The sequence below is a fragment of the Arthrobacter sp. SO3 genome (assembly GCF_020532825.1).
Classification (GTDB): Bacteria; Actinomycetota; Actinomycetes; order Actinomycetales; family Micrococcaceae; genus Arthrobacter.
In genome coordinates this window covers 24654-39023 of record NZ_MQTS01000161.1, presented here as the reverse complement: position 1 = coordinate 39023, position 14370 = coordinate 24654, and the positions used below count along the sequence as shown (strand labels likewise).

Sequence of the window (14370 nt, the reverse complement as noted above, 5' to 3'; positions counted from 1 at the left end):
CATCGATCTCGCGCTGGTGCCGGTCTGGGGGTGGGGACCGAGGCTCTCGGCGGGACATCTGTCCCCCGAGACCGCCGCCGAGGCTGTCGCACTGAGCGGGGCGCGGTTCGCCCTGCCGGTGCACTGGGGAACGCTGCACCCTCCCTATGTCAGGCACTTTGCCCGGAGCTGGCTCGAGCTGCCCGGGCGCCGGTTCGCTGACGCCGTGGCGGAGCAGGCTCCCGGCTGCACGGCCGTCCTCCTCTACCCGGGCCAGTCATGGGTCAGGCCGCATTGACCCAACACACCCTGAAGTGGCCCGGCCGTCAAGCCAACCGCAATGACCAGCCGCTCAACGCCGGAACGCCGTCGACCCGCGCTGGCCACAGGACTCAAGCATGGCGACCAGCGCCCGGTGAAGCTCATCGGCACCCTCTATCCGCTCGGGAAGCCCCGCCATAAGATCGGCCGGACCGAGCAGCATCGCGCGGTCCTGCCAACCGCCGAGTCCCCCGTGCGAACCGAAAAGGCCCTCAAATGCCGCGACGTCATTGGTCACCGGATCGACAGCACTGTTGACATAGAGATCCGGCGCCTCGGGGTCCATCAGCGCACGTTGGAGCACCCGCACCGCATGGGACCCGAAGGGAACCAGCGGGTCGGCTCCCTCCACCGCACCGCTTGCGAGGTTGAGGCGCCCGCCGCTTCCGATTGCCCATGCCCGGCCGTCTTCGTCGATGCCGGCGACGAACCCGACGCCGGGGTGGCCTGCCAGTCCCGGGACCAGAGCCGGCCACTCCCGGGCGAGGGCCTGGAGCGTCCAGCGGCGGTCACCCCGGACGTAGACCAGGCCCAGGTTCCCCGAGCCCAGCACGACGACCGGCTCCTCGGCGGCGCCGCCTGGAATGGAAGTCTGCTGCGCCTTGGTCAGCACTTTGTCGGCACGGACGGCGAGCTTTCCGGTCACGCCGCCAGAGGCGACGTCTCCCGCCAGGGAGCCCGCGCGCCCCAGCCCTTCGACCGACGCGTCCACTGCCTGTACCTGTTCATGCATCAGTTCCGCGCACAGATCGCCGAGCGTCTGGTGATACCGGTCAGCGAACGGGACACCCTGGGACTGGCCGTGGTCCGAGAGCACGACCAGCCGATAGCGGCGGGGAGCTGACGCGGCGAGCTGGGCCAAAGATCCCAGCGTGCGGTCCAGACCATCCAGGGCGGCAAGCGACTCGGGCCGGAACACCCCGGCGTGGTGGGCGATCTCGTCGTAGTCAACGTAGTCGACGTAGATGCTCTTCGTCCCGCGACGCAGCTCCTCGGCTACCAGGACCGTATTCAGGTCACGCAGGAGACTGTTGGTCACCGCGCGCAGCAGGGCGAACGTCCAGTCCCGGTGCACGCGCGGCGCCAGGTCACGCTTGACCTGGCGTCGGGCCTGCCACCGTTCCTTGAGGATCTCCCCGACGGTCCTGGTGAGGCTGCGCATAAACCCGTTCGGCGAGCTGAAGAACCAGGCGAACGCACGGCGGGTTTGAGTGGAGCCGCGCCGGACCTCCACCCGGCTCATCGTCAGCAGCGACCGGGGCGCGTCACCGGTGAACAGGTTCGAAATGGAGACCCCGTCGTCCCAGAGCAGGCCCCGGCCGGTGTGGTGCCTCTCCTCGATCACCCGGGCGTCTGCCGGCCGGTTGGCCACCAGCACCCGGTTCAGCCCACGGTCGTACCACCTGAAGGCGGGGATCCCGCCGACGGTGCCGTGCAGAATTCCCATCTGGCTGGCCGGCGTGGTGCAGGGCAGCTGGGGAGTCCATTCGCGGACCGTGTAGTCCCCCGATGACAGCCAGCGCCGGATATGGGGGACTGAACCGGACTGTACCGCCCACTGCAGCACGGGGAAGGGGACACCGTCGAGCTGCACGAAGAGGACGCCGTCGACCTCCGGATCGGTCACTACTGCCCGCCGGCGCGCCCTTCCGGCCAACGAGGTGATGAGGCCGTCGTCAGTGCCGGCTGTGGCGGCCCACGAGATAAGCGTGCCCACGGCGGCACTGACCCAGGCTGCGGCGAGGGCGGTCCACGCCGTCGATTCGATGCCGGGGATCAGGAGGATGGCGGCGTACATAATCAGGCCTTGCCCGAGCAGTGCGGTGAGGAGCACAGCCAGCCAGCCCACCCTGGCGGAGATCTCCACCAGCGCCGGGCGGAGGACGAGGCCGACGACGCCGGCCGCTGCTGCCACGGCAGCGTAGGCCCACCAGCTGGTGGCGGAGAACCCAGGCAGCAGCGCGCCGGTGACAATCAGGGCCGCAGTCGAGGCAGCCCAGGCAATCGCCAGCCTGGCCAGGTCGGTGACTCGGACGCCGCGTGTGCGGGCAACGCTCGTCGGCATTTTCCAAGTATGGCCGCCGGCGGCCGACTGGCGCTCATCCGCTTCGGGTGAGACGGCGCCGCCGATGGGCCAGCGTTGCTGGCCGTCCGAGTACGCCCGCTCCGGGTGTCATCCGCCGCCCATCACCATCCGGCGTTCGGAACTGGAAAACTCGGAAGTAGAAAACCTGCCTTAGTCGTCCTCGTCGCCCTTTTCCCAGGATTCGTTGCGGGCCTTGACCTTCTCCAGCGCGTGTTCAGCCTCTTCCCGCGTCTTGTACGGGCCGATCAGCTGGCTCCAGTCGGACATGGCGTCCTCTTCAACCTCGTGCGTGTTGACGTTGTACCAGTACTCAGGCATTGATGCTCCTCAGCTCTCAGGGTGCCGCCCCGGCGGGGCGGGACGATGCCGAACGCGGCCGTGACTTCCACGGGATCTTTCCGCTTCTGTTTCCTGGCGTTCGGCCGGGCCTTATATGATCAACGTATGCCTTCTCTAGCCTCGACTGCACCCATCGGCACCCTGGTCCCGGGAGCAGTCAGTCCACAGCTTCCCGTTCCGGCGTCGATCCCGCGCCCCGAATATGTGGGAAAGCCCGGACCGGCCAAGTTCACCGGCTCAGAGGTCAAGTCGGCGGAGACCATCGAGAAGATCCGTATCGCCTCGCGGATTGCCGCGCAGGCCATCGTGGCGGTCGGCAAGCAGATCCAGCCCGGCGTCACTACGGACCAACTGGACAGGGTGGGCCATGAATTCCTGCTCGACCACAACGCGTATCCGTCCACCCTCGGCTACCGCGGCTTCCCCAAGTCCCTGTGCTCCTCGTTAAACGAAGTGATCTGCCACGGCATACCGGACAGCACCGTGGTCCAGGAGGGGGACATCCTCAACATCGACATCACGGCCTACATCGGCGGCGTACACGGCGACACCAACTACACCTTCCTGGCCGGCGACGTTGATGAGGAGTCCCGGCTGCTCGTCGAGCGCACGCAGGAATCCCTGAACCGCGCCATCCGAGCTGTGGCCCCGGGCCGCGAAATCAACGTAATTGGCCGCACCATCGAGTCCTACGCCAGGCGGTTCGGCTATGGTGTCGTACGCGACTTCACCGGCCACGGCGTGGGTGAAGCTTTCCACACCGGCCTGATCATCCCGCACTACGATGCAGCCCCGGCATATAACACGGTCATGGAGGCTGGCATGGTCTTCACGATCGAGCCCATGCTGACGCTCGGCACGGTCGAGTGGGACATGTGGCCTGACGAGTGGACGGTCGTGACCCGTGACCGCAAACGCACGGCGCAGTTCGAGCACACCCTGCTCGTAACGGAATCCGGCGCGGAAGTCCTGACTCTCCCCTGAGTCCTGCTCCACCTGAAGATCCCGGTCTTCGCCCGTCGGCCCTGGGCCGCACCCCTCCTATGCTCCGCCCCCTGCCACGAACGGAACCACATTGGCCAAGAAGGACGAGAAGTTGAAGAAGAACGCCCCGCTGATCGGTATCGACATCGGCGGCACCGGGATCAAGGGCGGGATCGTGGACCTGAAGAAGGGCAAGCTGGTCGGCGACCGCGTGCGCATGCCCACCCCGCAGCCCTCCACCCCCGAATCCGTGGCCGAGGTCGTGGCCCAGGTGGTGGCCGAGCTGTCCGCCCGGCCCGATGCTCCTGCACCGGACTCCCCGGTCGGCGTCACCTTTCCCGGCATCATCCAGCACGGTGTGGTCCACTCCGCCGCCAACGTGGATAAGTCCTGGCTGGAAATGGACATCGACGCAATGCTGACCGCCCGCCTGGGCCGGCCCGTTGAGGTCATTAACGACGCCGACGCCGCCGGCCTCGCGGAGGCCCGCTTCGGTGCCGGCGAGTTCGTGGAGGGTACCGTGCTGGTTATCACGCTCGGCACCGGCATTGGTTCCGCGTTCATCTTCGACGGCAAACTTGTTCCCAACGCCGAACTCGGACATCTGGAAATTGACGGGTTCGACGCTGAAAGCAAGGCCTCGGCCGTGGCCCGCGAACGGGACGGCCTGAGCTGGGAGGAGTACAGCGTGCTGCTGCAGCGCTATCTGTCCCACGTGGAGTTCCTCTTTTCCCCCGAACTGTTCATCATCGGCGGCGGCATCTCCAAGCGCGCCGACGAATACCTGCCGAGGCTGCAGCTGCGCACCCCGATTGTCCCGGCGGAACTGAAGAACGACGCCGGCATCGTCGGCGCCGCCCTTGAGATCGCACTGAAGCACAAACTGGCCAAGTAGCACCATGGCGGAGTCCCGGCCCGAGGTCCTCATCATCACCGGCGCGAGCCGGGGCATCGGCGCCGCGGTGGCGTTCCGTGCCGCCCGGGCCGGGTACGCCGTCGTCGTGAACTATGCCGCCGACCCCGGCGGGGCCAATTCCGTAGTGGACGGCATCACCGACGACGGCGGGGCTGCGGTGGCCGTCCAGGCGGACGTCAGCGACCCGGCCGCCGTGGCCCGGCTCTTCGACGCGGCCGCAGCTCTTGGCGCCCTGACTGGCGTTGTGAACAACGCCGGCATCACCGGAAACCTGATCGGCCCCCTTCTGGATGTTCCTGCCGAGACCATCCGGCGGGTGCTTGAGGTCAACGTCGCCGGAGTTCTCTCCGTCTGCCAGGAGGCCGTCAGGAGGCTCAGCACGGACCGGGGAGGCCGTGGCGGCTCCATTATCAACATCTCCTCCACCGCCACGAAGGCAGGCTCCCCCGGCACCTGGGTGCACTATGCGGCGTCCAAAGGTGCCGTGGATGTGCTGACGGTGGGACTCGCGGCCGAGGTCGCGGCGCAGGGCATCCGGGTGAATTGTGTGGCTCCCGGCAGCACCAATACCGGGCTGCATGCGGCGGCAGGCATGCCGGACCGGGTGGAGAGGCTCAGCCCATCGATTCCTTTGGGCCGCGGCGCTGAGCCGGACGAAGTAGCCGCGGCGGTGCTCTGGCTGCTTTCCCGCGAGGCCGAGTATATCACCGGCGCCGTGCTGCCGGTCTCCGGCGGCCGATGACGGGACGGTGCCGGCCGCCTGCGCCGGCCCTTGGGAGGTGTTGGGAAAAGTGGTGCCGGTGGTGGCCGCGGCTTCCCCTCCGCTGCCACCACCGGAGTCTGTAAGCCGGCGCTCCTGGCCAGGGCCTAGAGCGGGCTAGTCTGCTGGCTCGTGCCTTCGCGTCCCTTGGTCTCGGCCTCATGGCGGAGCAGGGAAATCGCGGCTTCGAAATCCTCGAGGGATTCGAAGGCCTGGTAGACGCTCGCGAAACGCAGGTAGGCGACCTCGTCGAGCCGCTGGAGCGGGTTGAGGATGGCAAGGCCGACCTCGTGCGCATCGATCTCGGCGGCACCGGAGGCCCGGATGGTCTCTTCGACTTCCTGGGCGAGCATGGCGAGGTCGTCCTCGGTCACGGGGCGTCCCTGGCAGGCCTTGCGGACCCCGTTGATGACTTTGCTGCGGCTGAATGGCTCGCCGACCCCGGACCGCTTGATCACGGTGAGGCTGGTGGTCTCGACGGTGGTGAAGCGGCGGCCGCACTCGGGGCACTGCCGGCGGCGCCTGATGGCTGAGCCGTCGTCCGCGATCCGGCTGTCCACCACACGCGAATCAGGGTTGCGGCAAAACGGGCAATACATGTCGTTTCCTCCCCTGCCGCAAGCTGATGGCCGACCGCGGGAGAACACCCGTGATTCGCCGGAGCCGTTGGCTCCAAAATCAGTTTACGACTAGATGTAGCCGAATAACAAGCCTGTAATTACTACATGTTGTGGTCAGGAGTGCTCGGCGAACCGGACGGTGACTGCCTCGCCGTGCGCCGGCAGATCCTCGGCCCCGGACAGGCTCACGATGTGCCCGCTGACCTCTTTCAAGGCAGCGCGCGTGTAGTTGATGACCTGGATTGCACGCAGGAACGTCGTCACGTTCAGCCCCGACGAGAACGCCGCGGTGCCGCTGGTCGGCAGCACGTGGTTGGAGCCGGCGCAGTAGTCGCCCAGGCTGACGGGGCTGTAGTCCCCCACGAAGATCGCGCCGGCGCTACGGATCCGGGCCGCCACCCCGGGAGCGTCGGCGGTCATGATCTCCAGGTGCTCAGCTGCGTAGGCGTTGCATGCCGCGATGCCCTGTTCTAAGTTGTCCACCAGGACGACGCCGGACTGCGGCCCGGAGAGCGCCTCGCGGACGCGGGCACTATGCTTGGTCGCTGCCGCCTGGCGGTCCAGTTCCACCCGGACGGCGGCGGTGAGGTCCTCGGAGTCCGTGATCAGCACGGACGCGGCCTTGGGGTCGTGCTCGGCCTGGCTGATCAGGTCAGCCGCGACCAGGACGGGGTGGGCGGTGGCGTCCGCCAGGATCGCAATCTCGGTGGTGCCGGCCTCGGAATCAATGCCGACCACACCCTTGACGAGACGCTTCGCCGTGGCGACGAAGACGTTGCCAGGGCCGGTGACGACGTCCACCGGGTCGATTCCATCCTCTCCCCCTGGGGCGGGGATGCCGTAGGCGAAGGCTGCGATGGCCTGGGCGCCGCCGATCGCGTAGACCTCTTCGATCCCGAGCAGGCACGCGGCGGCAAGGATCGTGGGGTGCGGGAGTCCGCCAAAGCCCTTCTGCGGCGGGGACGCCAGGGCGATGGATTCGACGCCGGCCGCCAGGGCCGGGACGACGTTCATGATCACGGACGACGGGTAGACCGCCAGGCCGCCGGGAACGTAAAGGCCCACGCGCGCCACGGGGACCCAGTTCTGGCTGACGACTGCGCCCTCGCCGAACTCGACGTCGGTGTCCCCCGGGCGCTGGGCGTCGGCAAAGCGCCGCGCGCGCCTGATGGACTCTTCCAATGCCGCCCGCACAGCCGGATCGAGGGCGGCCAGGGCGGCGGTCAGCGCTTCGGCGGGGACCCGCGGGTGTGACTGCTCCACGCCGTCGAAAGTCCGGGCCAGCTCGCTCAGCGCCTCGAAGCCCCGGGTGCGGACGGCGTCGATGATCTCCAGGACCTTCTGCTCAGCATCGGCCATGGCGCCGGCCTGCGCCCGGGGCACCGCGGCGCGGAGTCCGGCCAGGGTCAGCCGCTGGCCGCGAAGGTCAACGGTGCGGAAGTTAAGAGCGGCGGGAACCGGGGGCGCAGTTACGGCGGGCACGGAGCTGTCAGCTGAAAGGGTCACCCTTTCATTTTACGTGTCCCGCCGGAGACACCCGCGCCTGTTACTTCGGATACCTTATTTCGACGTCTGCCCGACGGCGCCGGGGTGGGACCCGGGCCCGGCTTCGGGCTGCGGCGTGGTGAAGACGGTGTTAAGGAAGATGGTCAGTGCGGTGCAGGCCGGCCAGATGGCCAGCACGGCCAGAGACCGCAGTGTGAAGGCACTACTGGCGCCGGCCGAAGCGATCTCCGGCGTTCCCCACCACAGGCCGCACACGACGCCGGTCCCCCAAGCCGCGAGAGCACCCAGCGCTCCGGCACCCACCGCGAGAAGGACGTCCCGGCCGGACGGTCCGTCGTGTTTGCTGCCGGAGGCCAGCGCACCAGCAATGCAGCCGGCGAGCAGGAACAGGCCCGCCAGCACCAGGTCCCGCGGCAACCAGCCTTCCGTGTGGCCGCCGCTCCGCAGCTCCGGATTTCCCGAGAGCAGATTCAACCCGGAGGGGGCCAGGAGCCACCAGAGCAACCCCACCGGGACGCCGGCGGCGGCGATGACAGCAGCCTTCCGCCACGGCATGGCGCTGTTGCCGGCCTTTTGTACCGGCCGCCCGGACGCGGCCTCCGGCCCGGAACCCCGGCCCGTCCGCCGGGCGCTTCCCGGCAATACGTCCTGCGCGGCGTCCTGCGGGACGTCCTGCCCGGCGTCCTGCGCGGCGTCCTGCGGGACGCCCTGGTGGGTGTCCTGCGCGGCGTCCTGGTGGGTGTCCTGCGCGGCGTCACCCGCGGGCTGGCCGTGCACTGCGGGCTGTGTCATGCAACAAACCTTAACAAGCTTTCCGCCGGACGGGCACATGACACCGCGGGTCCCCGGATGACGATTCACATGACGCCGCCGGGTAAACAAGTACCGCGGCCGATCGCAGGCGCAATACGCTGGCAGGGTAGGAACATCACACACGTGCAGCAGGGAGTTGGATCGCAGTGGCCACAGAGGACCAAGCCTTCGAAGGAACCTTCAGGGAAATGTTCCGCCGGCACGCGGCCGGCGTGGCCATCATCACCGCCAACTTCAATGGCGTCCCCTTCGGCTTCACAGCGACCTCCGTGGCGTCGCTTTCGGCCAAGCCGCCCCGGTTCACCTTCAATATGGCCCGCACTTCCAGCTCCTGGCCGGCCGTCGCCAACACCAGCTACATCGGCGTCCACATGCTGGGGCTCGACAACCAGGCACTGGCCGACCGCTTTGCCCGGACCGCCAACCGCTTCGAGGGCGATCACTGGGAGCTCGGCCCCCACGAGGTGCCGATCCTCAAGGACGTGGCCGGCTGGCTGATCGGCAAGGTCCAGATGCGGCTCTCCTTCGAGAACAACGCCGTGGTGGTTGTCGAGGTCGTCGAAGGTGAAGTGGGCTCAGACGGCGCCCCGCTGCTCTACCACTCCGGCTCCTACGGCCAGCCCGTCCCGCTGGACTACGAGATCTGACCCGCTGCCAAGGCGCCGGCCGCCAGGAGGATCCGGCGTGCCACGCGCCTTCCCCGCCCGAGGTGACACTTAGTGCCCATGTCCTTGAGTGGCATGGGCACTAACTGTCACCCCGGCAAGTGTCGGGCCTAACCCGGGACCGGAAGCCCTTGGATATCAGCGGTCCAGGCAGGTCGGTATATCAGCTGTCCAGGCAGGTCGGGCCGAGGAGCACCTTCAGGTCCCCGAACAGCGAGGGGCTTGGGTTGACCCGCAGATGGACGGGCAGACCCATGATCTCCACCCTGGAGTCACCCTGCAGATGCAGCCGGACCTCGGACTTGCCCCGGTGGGTCCGCAGCACGTCACCAAGCTCGGTCACGACGGCTTCGGTCGCTTTATGGGTCTGCATGGTGATCACCAGCGGGCCGGTGAGGCCCTCGCTGAGGTCCGGAACGGACAGTTCCATGCAGTTCAGCGCGACAGCCCCGTCGTCACGGCGCTGCAGCCGCCCCTTGACCACCACGATCAGGTCTTCCGCCAGCACCGAGGCGATGGGGCCGTAGACCTGGCCGAAGAACATGACCTCGACGGAACCGCCCAGGTCCTCGATCTCCGCGCGGGCATAGGCATTGCCGCTGGCTTTCGCGATCCGCCGGCTCAGCGAGGTGATCATGCCGGCGATGGTGACAATGGCGCCGTCGTGCGGGCCGTCCTCGGCGATGATCGAGGTGATGGACTGGTCGGCGTGCTGGCTCAGGAGCCCTTCGAGCCCCTGCAGCGGGTGGTCCGAGACGTACAGACCCAGCATGTCGCGTTCGAAGGAAAGTTTGTCCTTCTTCTCCCATTCGGGCAGGTCCGGAATTTCGATGCTCAGCGACGCCTCCGATTCGGCCTCATCGAAACCGGCGAAGAGGTCGAACTGGCCTATCGCCTCATTGCGCTTGAGCGTGATGACGGAGTCGATGGCCTCTTCATGGATCATTGCCAGGGCGCGTCGGTGGTGGTTCAAGGAGTCGAAGGCCCCGGCTTTGATCAGGGACTCGATGGTGCGCTTGTTGCACACGACGGCCGGGACCTTCACCAGGTAGTCCTTGAAGGACGTGTAGGCGCCCTCTTTTTCGCGCGCCGCCACCATGGCGTCGACGACGTTGACTCCGACGTTGCGGATGGCTCCCATGCCGAAGCGGATGTCGGTTCCGACCGGGGTGAAGTTCAGCGCTGACTCATTGACGTCCGGGGGTAGCACCGTGATGCCCATGCGCCGGCATTCGTTGAGGTAGATCGCCGACTTGTCCTTGTCGTCACCGACCGAGGTCAGCAGGGCGGCCATGTACTCCGGCGCGTAGTGGGCCTTGAGGTAGGCGGTCCAGTAGGAGATCACGCCGTAGGCCGCCGAGTGCGCCTTGTTGAAGGCGTAGTCGGAGAACGGCAGCAGGATGTCCCAGAGGGTCTTGACCGCGGCCATGGAGTAGCCGTTGTCCTGCATGCCCTGGGAGAATCCGGCGAACTGCTTGTCCAGCTCGGATTTCTTCTTTTTGCCCATGGCACGGCGCAGGATGTCGGCCTGGCCCAGGGTGTAGCCGGCGAGCTTCTGCGCCACGGCCATCACCTGCTCCTGGTACACGATCAGGCCATAGGTGCCACCCAGGATCTCGGAGAGCGGTTCCTCAAGCTCCGGGTGGATCGGGATGACCTCCTGGATCCCGTTCTTGCGCAGGGCGTAGTCGGTGTGCGCGTTGGCGCCCATGGGACCGGGCCGGTAGAGGGCCAGCACCGCGGAGATGTCTTCGAAGTTGTCAGGCTTCATGAGCTTGAGCAGGGACCGCATCGGGCCGCCGTCGAGCTGGAAGACGCCCAGGGTGTCGCCGCGGGCCAGCAGCTCGTAGGACGCCACATCGTCGAGGGCCAGCGCCTCCAGGTCCAGGTCGATCCCGCGGTTCATCTTGATGTTTTCCAGGGCGTCGGAAATGATCGTGAGGTTCCGCAGGCCCAGGAAGTCCATCTTGATCAGGCCGAGGCCCTCGGACGTCGGGTAGTCGAACTGGGTGATGACCTGGCCGTCCTGGAAGCGGCGCATCACCGGAATCACGTCAATGATGGGGTCCGAGGACATGATGACGCCGGCCGCGTGGACACCCCACTGGCGTTTCAGGCCCTCAATGCCGAGGGCCGTTTCGAACACCTTGGCGGCTTCCGGGTCCGTGGCGATCAGCTGCCGGAAGTCCGCGGCCTCGCTGTAGCGCTTGGAATCCTTGTTCTGGATATCCGCCAGCGGGATGTCCTTGGCCATCACGGCCGGCGGCAGCGCCTTGGTCAACTGCTCGCCCATGCTGAACGGGTAGCCCAGAACGCGCGAGGAGTCCTTGAGGGCCTGCTTGGTCTTGATGGTGCCGTAGGTGACGATCATCGCGACACGTTCGTCGCCGTATTTGCGTGTCACGTAGTCAATGACCTCGGAGCGGCGCCGGTCATCGAAGTCGACGTCGAAGTCGGGCATGGAGACGCGGTCCGGGTTGAGGAAGCGCTCGAAGATCAGGCCGTGGTGCAGCGGGTCGAGGTCGGTGATGCGCATGGCATAGGCCACCATGGACCCCGCGCCCGAGCCACGTCCGGGACCCACCCGGATGCCGTTGTTCTTGGCCCAGTTGATGAAGTCGGCCACCACCAGGAAGTAGCCCGGGAACCCCATGGACGTAATGACGCCGAGTTCATAGTCGGCCTGGGTGCGCACCTTGTCCGGGATGCCCTGGGGATAGCGGTACTGGAGTCCTTTGTCGACTTCCTTGACCAGCCAGGACGTTTCGTCCTCCCCCTCCGGGCAGGGGAAGCGCGGCATGTAGTTGGCGCCGGTATTGAACGAGACTTCGCAGCGCTCGGCGATCAGGAGCGTGTTGTCGCACGCCTCCGGGTGGTCGCGGAACAGCTCCCGCATTTCCTGCGGTGACTTCAGGTAGTAGCCGCTGCCGGAGAAGGCGAAGCGCGAGCCGCCGTTGTCGTATGTGGGCTCCAGGAGGGTGGAACCGGACTGGATGGCCAGCAGGGCCTCGTGCGCCTTGGCGTCGTGCTCGTGGGTGTAGTGCAGGTCGTTCGTGGCCACCAGCGGCAGGTTCAGTTCCTTGGCCAGGCGCAGCAGGTCACCAGTGACGCGCCGCTCGATGTCCAGGCCATGGTCCATGAGTTCGCAGAAGTAGTTCTCGGCGCCGAAGATGTCGCGGAATTCGGCAGCCGCTTCGACGGCTTCACGGTACTGGCCGAGCCGGAGCCGGGTCTGGACCTCACCGGAGGGGCAACCCGTGGTGGCGATCAGGCCTTCCGAGTAGGTGTTCAGCAGCTGGCGGTCCAGCCGGGGCCATTTGCCGAAGACCGAATCCAAGGAGGCGATCGATGAGGCCCGGAACAAGTTCCGCATGCCCACGTTGTTGTAGCTGAGCAGCGTCATGTGCGTGTAGGCGCCGCCGCCGGAAATATCGTCCTTGCGCTGGTTTTCCTCGCCCCAGCGGACCCGGGTCTTGTCCGTGCGCGCGGTGCCGGGCGTGACGTAGGCTTCGACGCCGATGATCGGTTTGATGCCCTGGTCCGTGGCCCTCTTCCAGAAGTCGAAGGCTCCGAAGAGATAGCCGTGGTCCGTGGTGGCCAGGGCGGGCATACCCAGCCGTTCGGTTTCATCGAACAGCTCCCCGAGCCGGGCGGCACCGTCCAACATGGAGTATTCGGTGTGGTTGTGGAGATGCACGAACGAGTTGTTGCTGGAAGTCACCGAATCATTCTAGTGCCGTGCGCGGACCTTTCAGCGCGGCACCCCGCGCGCCACCGGATTGGACGGCTCCAATCCATTGGCCGGTCGGACCAATCAGGCCTGTCCGGACTCCAGGACTTCCAGCGCGTAGCGCAGGTCCTGCGGGTATTCGCTGGTGACCGTGACCCGCTCGCCCGTCCGGGGGTGGTCGAAGGACAGCTGCCGGGCGTGCAGCCACTGCCGGGTGAGGCCCAGGGTGGCGGCGAGCCGCGGGTCCGCCCCGTAGGTCAGGTCGCCGGCGCAGGGGTGCCGCAGTGCAGAGAAGTGGACCCGGATCTGGTGCGTGCGGCCGGTCTCGAGGTGGACCTCCACGAGTGAGGCCTTCCCGAACGCCTCGAGGACCTCGTAGTGCGTGATCGAGTCCCTGCCGTCCTCGATGACGGCGAAACGCCAGTCGTGGCCCGGGTGGCGGCCGATCGGCGCGTCGATGGTCCCGGCCAGCGGATCCGGCAGGCCCTGGACCACGGCGTGGTAAACCTTGTCCACAGTGCGTTCCTTGAAGGCCCGCTTGAGCGCTGTGTAAGCGTTCTCCGTCTTGGCGACCACCATCACACCGGAGGTCCCGACGTCGAGCCGGTGGACAATGCCCGCGCGCTCCGGGCCGCCGGAGGTGGAGATCCGGTAGCCGAGGCCGGCGAGACCGCCGACGACGGTGGGTCCCACCCAGCCGGGCGAGGGATGCGCGGCTACACCGACCGGTTTGTCGATGACGACGAACTCGTCATCGTCCAGCAGGATGTTCAGGCCTTCCACTACTTCCTCCACAACTTCCAGGGGGTCCCGGCGTTCCGGGACGACGACGTCGAGCACGGCGCCGGGGGCAAGCTTGAGCGACTTCCCGACCGCTTTGTCCTTGCTGGTGACGTTGCCCTCGGCGATCAGGGTGGCGGCCTGCGAACGGGAAATGTCCATGAGTTTCGCGAGTCCGGCGTCCACCCGGGTCCCCGCGAGATCGTCCGGGACCACAAAGCGGAACGATGACGCAGGGGCGGCCGGTGCCCCGTCTCCGGCGTCCACATCGTCGTCAGAAAGAATGTCTTCAGGAAGAATGTCTTCCGGCAGCCTGCCGACCGGCGTGAGGTCTTCCGGCGTCAGGTCCCCCGGCGTCGTGTGGTCAGGAACCATGTGGTCAGGCACCGCGTCCTTAGGAGTCATGTTTCACTGTGTCCTTTGTCAGGTGCGAGCCGTCCAGGGAGACCCCGCGCAGGGTGAGCAGGCAGATGATGACCACGGAGGATACAACGGCCGAGTCGGCAATGTTGAAGATTGCGAAATTGGGGAGCTGGATGAAGTCCACCACATGGCCCATGGCGAAGGAGGGCTCGCGGAACAGCCGGTCCGTGAGATTGCCGAGCGCACCGCCGAGCAGCAGCCCGAGCGCCAGCGCCCACCACAGCGATCCCAGTTTCCGCAGCTGCAGCAGGATGGCGACGGCGACGGCGGTCATGATGATGGTGAACACCCAGGTGACGTTTTCGCCGATCGAGAATGCAGCACCGGAGTTGCGGATGTAATACCAGTGCAGCAGCGGGGGGAACACCGGGATCCTCTCCCCCTCGGTCATGTTGGCCGTTACCCACAGTTTGGTCAGCTGGTCGAAGACGTAAGCGAACACCGCCAG

12 protein-coding genes and 1 pseudogene are annotated in these 14370 nt (G+C 66.9%); 5 read left to right on the top strand and 8 right to left on the bottom strand.

Annotated elements, in window-relative coordinates; translation table 11 throughout:
• Positions 1 to 277 (top strand): annotated as a pseudogene (locus BJQ90_RS15025) (MBL fold metallo-hydrolase); the annotation flags it as partial.
• Positions 278 to 331: 54 nt separating this feature from the next.
• On the opposite strand, the gene BJQ90_RS15020 reads toward BJQ90_RS15025, so the two are convergent.
• Together BJQ90_RS15020 and BJQ90_RS15015 are read right to left on the bottom strand one after the other, a co-directional pair.
• Positions 332 to 2365 carry an alkaline phosphatase family protein gene (locus BJQ90_RS15020; protein ID WP_226761041.1) on the bottom strand — a complete coding sequence of 678 codons (2034 nt, stop codon included), beginning with the start codon at positions 2363 to 2365 and terminating at the stop codon, positions 332 to 334.
• Between the two features lie 171 nt (positions 2366 to 2536).
• Positions 2537 to 2704: an SPOR domain-containing protein gene (locus BJQ90_RS15015; RefSeq protein ID WP_128081649.1), complete on the bottom strand. Its 168-nt coding sequence runs from the start codon at positions 2702 to 2704 to the stop codon at positions 2537 to 2539.
• Between the two features lie 126 nt (positions 2705 to 2830).
• Here BJQ90_RS15015 and map point away from each other — a divergent pair, with 126 nt between their 5' ends.
• From map to BJQ90_RS15000, 3 genes are all read left to right on the top strand, one after another.
• Positions 2831 to 3709 (top strand): type I methionyl aminopeptidase, encoded by an 879-nt coding sequence (map, locus tag BJQ90_RS15010; protein ID WP_226761040.1) that lies wholly within the window; start codon positions 2831 to 2833, stop codon positions 3707 to 3709.
• Between the two features lie 91 nt (positions 3710 to 3800).
• Positions 3801 to 4604 carry a polyphosphate--glucose phosphotransferase gene (ppgK, locus tag BJQ90_RS15005; RefSeq protein ID WP_226761039.1) on the top strand — a complete coding sequence of 268 codons (804 nt, stop codon included), beginning with the start codon at positions 3801 to 3803 and terminating at the stop codon, positions 4602 to 4604.
• A 4-nt stretch (positions 4605 to 4608) separates the two neighbouring features.
• Positions 4609 to 5367 (top strand): SDR family oxidoreductase, encoded by a 759-nt coding sequence (locus BJQ90_RS15000; RefSeq protein WP_226761038.1) that lies wholly within the window; start codon positions 4609 to 4611, stop codon positions 5365 to 5367.
• A gap of 125 nt (positions 5368 to 5492) precedes the next feature.
• On the opposite strand, the gene nrdR is transcribed toward BJQ90_RS15000, so the two are convergent.
• From nrdR to BJQ90_RS14985, 3 genes are all read right to left on the bottom strand, one after another.
• Positions 5493 to 5984: a transcriptional regulator NrdR gene (gene nrdR, locus BJQ90_RS14995; RefSeq protein WP_226761037.1), complete on the bottom strand. Its 492-nt coding sequence runs from the start codon at positions 5982 to 5984 to the stop codon at positions 5493 to 5495.
• A gap of 135 nt (positions 5985 to 6119) precedes the next feature.
• The gene (hisD, locus tag BJQ90_RS14990) at positions 6120 to 7511 is read right to left on the bottom strand and encodes a histidinol dehydrogenase (RefSeq protein WP_226761036.1); all 1392 of its coding nucleotides are present in this window, start codon (positions 7509 to 7511) and stop codon (positions 6120 to 6122) included.
• 54 nt (positions 7512 to 7565) lie between these two features.
• Positions 7566 to 8303 (bottom strand): hypothetical protein, encoded by a 738-nt coding sequence (locus BJQ90_RS14985; protein ID WP_226761035.1) that lies wholly within the window; start codon positions 8301 to 8303, stop codon positions 7566 to 7568.
• A gap of 209 nt (positions 8304 to 8512) precedes the next feature.
• On the opposite strand from BJQ90_RS14985, the gene BJQ90_RS14980 reads away from it, so the two are divergent.
• Positions 8513 to 8971 (top strand): flavin reductase family protein, encoded by a 459-nt coding sequence (locus tag BJQ90_RS14980; RefSeq protein WP_226761051.1) that lies wholly within the window; start codon positions 8513 to 8515, stop codon positions 8969 to 8971.
• A gap of 181 nt (positions 8972 to 9152) precedes the next feature.
• On the opposite strand, the gene dnaE is transcribed toward BJQ90_RS14980, so the two are convergent.
• From dnaE to lspA, 3 genes are all read right to left on the bottom strand, one after another.
• Positions 9153 to 12710, bottom strand: coding sequence for a DNA polymerase III subunit alpha (gene dnaE, locus BJQ90_RS14975; RefSeq protein WP_226761034.1), 3558 nt, complete (start codon positions 12708 to 12710; stop codon positions 9153 to 9155).
• A gap of 93 nt (positions 12711 to 12803) precedes the next feature.
• Complete coding sequence (locus BJQ90_RS14970; RefSeq protein ID WP_226761033.1) at positions 12804 to 13904, bottom strand: RluA family pseudouridine synthase; 1101 nt, start codon at positions 13902 to 13904, stop codon at positions 12804 to 12806.
• Positions 13894 to 14370 (bottom strand): signal peptidase II (gene lspA, locus BJQ90_RS14965; RefSeq protein ID WP_226761032.1); only part of this gene is annotated, 477 nt, incomplete at its 5' end. The genes lspA and BJQ90_RS14970, both read right to left, overlap by 11 nt.

What these genes read in the sequence shown, in the direction of transcription:
- BJQ90_RS15020 (WP_226761041.1), bottom strand. Translation starts at nt 2,365, where the DNA reads ATGCCGACGAGCGTTGCCCGCACACGCGGCGTCCGAGTCACCGACCTG.
- BJQ90_RS15015 (WP_128081649.1), bottom strand. Translation starts at nt 2,704, where the DNA reads ATGCCTGAGTACTGGTACAACGTCAACACGCACGAGGTTGAAGAGGAC.
- map (WP_226761040.1), top strand. Translation starts at nt 2,831, where the DNA reads ATGCCTTCTCTAGCCTCGACTGCACCCATCGGCACCCTGGTCCCGGGA.
- BJQ90_RS15000 (WP_226761038.1), top strand. Translation starts at nt 4,609, where the DNA reads ATGGCGGAGTCCCGGCCCGAGGTCCTCATCATCACCGGCGCGAGCCGG.
- nrdR (WP_226761037.1), bottom strand. Translation starts at nt 5,984, where the DNA reads ATGTATTGCCCGTTTTGCCGCAACCCTGATTCGCGTGTGGTGGACAGC.
- BJQ90_RS14985 (WP_226761035.1), bottom strand. Translation starts at nt 8,303, where the DNA reads ATGACACAGCCCGCAGTGCACGGCCAGCCCGCGGGTGACGCCGCGCAG.
- BJQ90_RS14980 (WP_226761051.1), top strand. Translation starts at nt 8,513, where the DNA reads ATGTTCCGCCGGCACGCGGCCGGCGTGGCCATCATCACCGCCAACTTC.
- BJQ90_RS14970 (WP_226761033.1), bottom strand. Translation starts at nt 13,904, where the DNA reads ATGACTCCTAAGGACGCGGTGCCTGACCACATGGTTCCTGACCACACG.